The organism is Leyella stercorea, assembly GCF_021531355.1.
Lineage (GTDB): Bacteria > Bacteroidota > Bacteroidia > Bacteroidales > Bacteroidaceae > Prevotella.
Window position 1 is genome coordinate 1 of the sequence record NZ_JADYTS010000125.1, and the last position, 3,898, is coordinate 3,898.

Consider the following 3,898-nt stretch of genomic DNA (forward strand, 5'->3'; position numbering starts at 1 on the left):
AATGCGGGAGAGTAGGTGGCTGCCTTCTTTACTTGAGGTCTTCAAGGTCTAACGACTTTGGAGACCTTTTTTTATACCCATAAACGAAATTCCCTTTCGCCTATGCCCATACTTGTCACACCCTATTCATACCTTTGCAGTAGAATTTAAACAACACATTAACAACCAACACACAAACGTTTATATATTAAAGCAATGGCGGAGGTTCACTTCAATAGTGACCTCCGCTGTTCAACATTTATTTGCATGGAAATTTATTGCAAAAGATGCATCTCTCTTCCGCCCTTTTTCAGATAATTAAACTTGCATGGTTCGAATAAATCCTCTACCTTTGTCTTTTAGACAACAGATCCGCCCAATCGCCGGTACATTAAACCTTAAAATGAATAACAACAGAGTATGCACGCATCATGAATTTGTCTTCCCCTACACATTATGATGTGAGTAAATCTGGTAAATTGAAACGTAGAAGGAACGCAAATATGTTTGAGCGAGTTTGCACCATCTTGGGACGTTTGTTGGTGATCTGCAAGACTCTCAATGATGTGGTAATTCCGAAGGCGAATGTATTCTTGCGCTATGGAGAAAACTGTTTAAGCGTATCAATCTGGCAGGCAGCGAGGAGGAACGTAAGTAGGCTATGGGGTTGATGAGCGATTACTCTCTCTCGGAACAGGAGTTCGCAGAATTTATGAATGGTAAGAAACAAATAGAATTATAAGGCGTATGGAAAGTTCAAGAAGACAGCAAGCCCAGGCTGATTTGGGTATGGATTTCGCTAAGGAAGACCAAAAGCGAGAGGCGGCTCTTGCCAAAGAACAGGCGAGGGCTTATAAAAAAGCTGCTAAGCGTGAGAAGATGATGAACATGCCATCATATCGTCTGATGGTAGGTACGGCGAAGTATATGGACAAGTGGTTCCTGGATCCTATTCTTGGCTTCATCCTTCCTGTTGGTATCGGTGATGCTTTGACGAGCGTGTTTGCATTCCCATTTATCTATTACAGTCTTTGCGTGGTTAAGTCTATTCCGCTGACTTTGGCTGTCATCTATAATATCCTGATGGATGTGCTGATTGGTGCCATACCTTTCTATATAGGTGATGTGCTGGATGTATTCAAGCGTTCGTATGTAGAGAACCTGAGATTGATTACTGGCTATATCGAGGATGATAAGGAGATTATCAACAAGGTGAATAAGAAGGCATTCTGGACGGCTGTGTTCATAGTAGTGCTTTGCTGGTTGATTTATGTGGTGATTTCGTGGGCTATTCGCTTGGGAAATTGGATTGTTTCATTATTTTAAAATATGAATAGCAACATTTTCTTTCAGCCCTTCGTTGGCAAGGATTATGCCAACGGGGGGATATTCGGCAAGCGAATCATGATATTGGGCGAGAGCCATTATTGTGATGAGGGTTGCTGCGATTGTGGCAACTGTCGTCTTCATAGGGAGTGTGCCAGTTTTACGCAGGGCGTTATCAAGGATTATCTTGATGAGAATAAGGAACGGCAGGACTGGATGCGGACTTTCGTGAAATTTGAGCGTTCACTTGTGGGTAAAGAGACAGACCAGACGATGAGGCTGAAGATATGGAATTCCGTTGTCTTCTTCAACTATCTGCAAGTGGCAATGGGTGGACCACGTGAGGCAGGAACGTCAGCACAATATCGTCAGGCAGGTGATGCTCTGTTTGAGGTTATGGATAAGTATCAGCCAGAGTATGTCATTGCGTGGGGCAAAAGGCTTTGGAGCAATATGTCTGGAGAACGCTGGAGGGAAGGAGAAGACATAGTTGTGGATGGCTATCATGTTGCTACTGGTGCTTATTTCCTAAGTAATGGCAGGCAGGTGAAGGTGATGGCAGTAAACCATCCTTCTGTGGGCTATTCGTGGGACTATTGGAATCGAGTGATACAAGATTTCTTATTGCAGTGAATGGTGAAAAAATAGTGATGTTTCTGAAATGTCTGTTTCCGAAATGTAGGTTTCGCAAATAAGCATGCAATAGCTGCCGACGAAATAGAGCAAACGGTTTGTTTCTATGAGGTTAAGCGTCAAGCTAAGGATGTGGCCATCGGTATTGTGAAAGAAAAGGTCGAACACTTCTTCCAGACTACAGGAAGATTCAAGAAATACAACATAGAGTATAAGGGTTTGTCTATGGAGGATATGTAATAGGAGAGAGGGTGCCCTAAATTGGTGTTCTTTCTAAAAAGAATCCAAATCTTGTGGCTGTCTCACCGAAAATGTATATCTTTACATGCTAAAAACAACAACATATAGATTTTAATAAGTATGCGTGAATTCAAAGATATAAAGGTGGCTGTGGCAGGAACCGGCTACGTGGGCTTGAGTATTGCTACATTGCTTGCTCAGCATCATCATGTTACGGCTGTAGATGTGATACCCGAAAAGGTAGAGAAACTGAACAATCGTATATCGCCTATTCAAGACGAGTATATCGAAAAGTATCTGGCAGACAGGAATATTCTGCCTTGTGTAGGTAATGAGACCTGTGCGTCAGAGCAAGAAGGTAAGGGAACTTTGATAGCCACTCTTGACGGCAAGGCTGCATATGCTGATGCTGATTATGTGGTTATTGCGGCTCCTACCAACTACGACCCAGTAAAGAACTATTTCGACACATCACATGTAGAGGAGGTTGTCGACCTGGTGCTGGAGGCAAATCCTGATGCAGTAATGGTCATCAAGTCGACCATTCCCGTAGGTTATTGTCGCGGCCTATATGTGAAGTATGCACATAAATTCCAGACAACCCCTTCGCTCAAGGGCAAGCATTTCAATCTGCTGTTCTCGCCTGAATTCCTTCGTGAGAGCAAGGCATTGTACGACAATCTTTATCCCTCACGTATCATAGTGGGCTATCCCAAACTGCTCCCTACAGAGCAGAACGAGGATTGGAAAGAGGAGAATGTCGCAATAGCTGCTGTCAGCAATCCAAAGTCGGAAGAGTTTGCCAAGACATTTGCATCTTTACTCTTGGAAGGCGCTATCGGTCATAATGGCGATACAAAGCAATTGGATTCTTCACTTTTCACTCTTAACTCTTCACTCGAAAAGAACATTCCAGTTCTTTTCATGGGCACTAAGGAGGCTGAGGCTGTTAAGCTGTTTGCCAATACTTATCTGGCATTGCGTGTGAGCTACTTCAATGAGCTTGACACTTATGCCGAGATGAAGGGTCTGGACAGCAAGGCTATTATTGAAGGTGTAGGACTTGATCCGCGCATCGGTACACATTATAATAATCCGTCGTTCGGTTATGGTGGCTACTGTCTGCCTAAGGACACCAAGCAGCTTCTTGCCAACTATCAGGATGTACCCGAAAATCTTATTGAGGCTATTGTAGAGAGCAACCGCACACGTAAGGACTATATTGCTGATGCTGTGCTTAAAAAGGCCGGCTATTATAGCTATGCCGAAGACAACAGCTTCGATGCAAGCAAGGAGCATGCCTGTGTGATAGGTGTATATCGACTGACAATGAAGTCGAACTCGGACAACTTCCGCCAGTCGGCAATACAGGGTATCATGAAGCGCATCAAGGCTAAGGGTGCAGAGGTGATAATCTATGAGCCTACGCTTGAAGACGGAACCACCTTCTTCGGCAGTAAGGTAATCAACAATCTCGACGACTTCAAGGCGCAGAGCAAGGCTATCATTGCCAACCGCTTTGACGACTGCCTGAAGGATGTGGAGGATAAAGTCTATACACGAGATATATTCCGCCGCGACTAAATGGCTTTTATGCTGTTAAGACAGCACAACATTGGATTGTGCGAGCGAATATAATGAAAAAACGAGGGTGTGTCATAATTGACTATGGTCATTTATGGTGCACCCTCCTTTTGTATATCGTTTAGCGAGAGCAAAA

3 protein-coding genes are annotated in these 3,898 nt (G+C 43.7%); all 3 read left to right on the forward strand.

Features of this window, described 5'->3' with window-relative positions; translation table 11 throughout:
* Nucleotides 1-726 precede the first annotated feature (726 nt).
* The 3 genes from I6E38_RS14400 to I6E38_RS14410 all read left to right on the forward strand — a co-directional run bounded on the left by I6E38_RS14400 (nt 727) and on the right by I6E38_RS14410 (nt 3,762).
* Nucleotides 727-1,305, forward strand: coding sequence for a DUF4112 domain-containing protein (locus I6E38_RS14400; RefSeq protein ID WP_235394643.1), 579 nt, complete (start codon nt 727-729; stop codon nt 1,303-1,305).
* Between the two features lie 3 nt (nt 1,306-1,308).
* Complete coding sequence (locus I6E38_RS14405; protein WP_235394644.1) at nt 1,309-1,938, forward strand: hypothetical protein; 630 nt, start codon at nt 1,309-1,311, stop codon at nt 1,936-1,938.
* A 360-nt stretch (nt 1,939-2,298) separates the two neighbouring features.
* Nucleotides 2,299-3,762: a UDP binding domain-containing protein gene (locus I6E38_RS14410; protein ID WP_235394645.1), complete on the forward strand. Its 1,464-nt coding sequence runs from the start codon at nt 2,299-2,301 to the stop codon at nt 3,760-3,762.
* Nucleotides 3,763-3,898: the final 136 nt, after the last annotated feature.

Coding starts and splice junctions, on each gene's coding strand:
- I6E38_RS14410 (WP_235394645.1), top strand. CDS start 2,299: ATGCGTGAATTCAAAGATATAAAGGTGGCTGTGGCAGGAACCGGCTAC.
- I6E38_RS14405 (WP_235394644.1), top strand. CDS start 1,309: ATGAATAGCAACATTTTCTTTCAGCCCTTCGTTGGCAAGGATTATGCC.
- I6E38_RS14400 (WP_235394643.1), top strand. CDS start 727: ATGGAAAGTTCAAGAAGACAGCAAGCCCAGGCTGATTTGGGTATGGAT.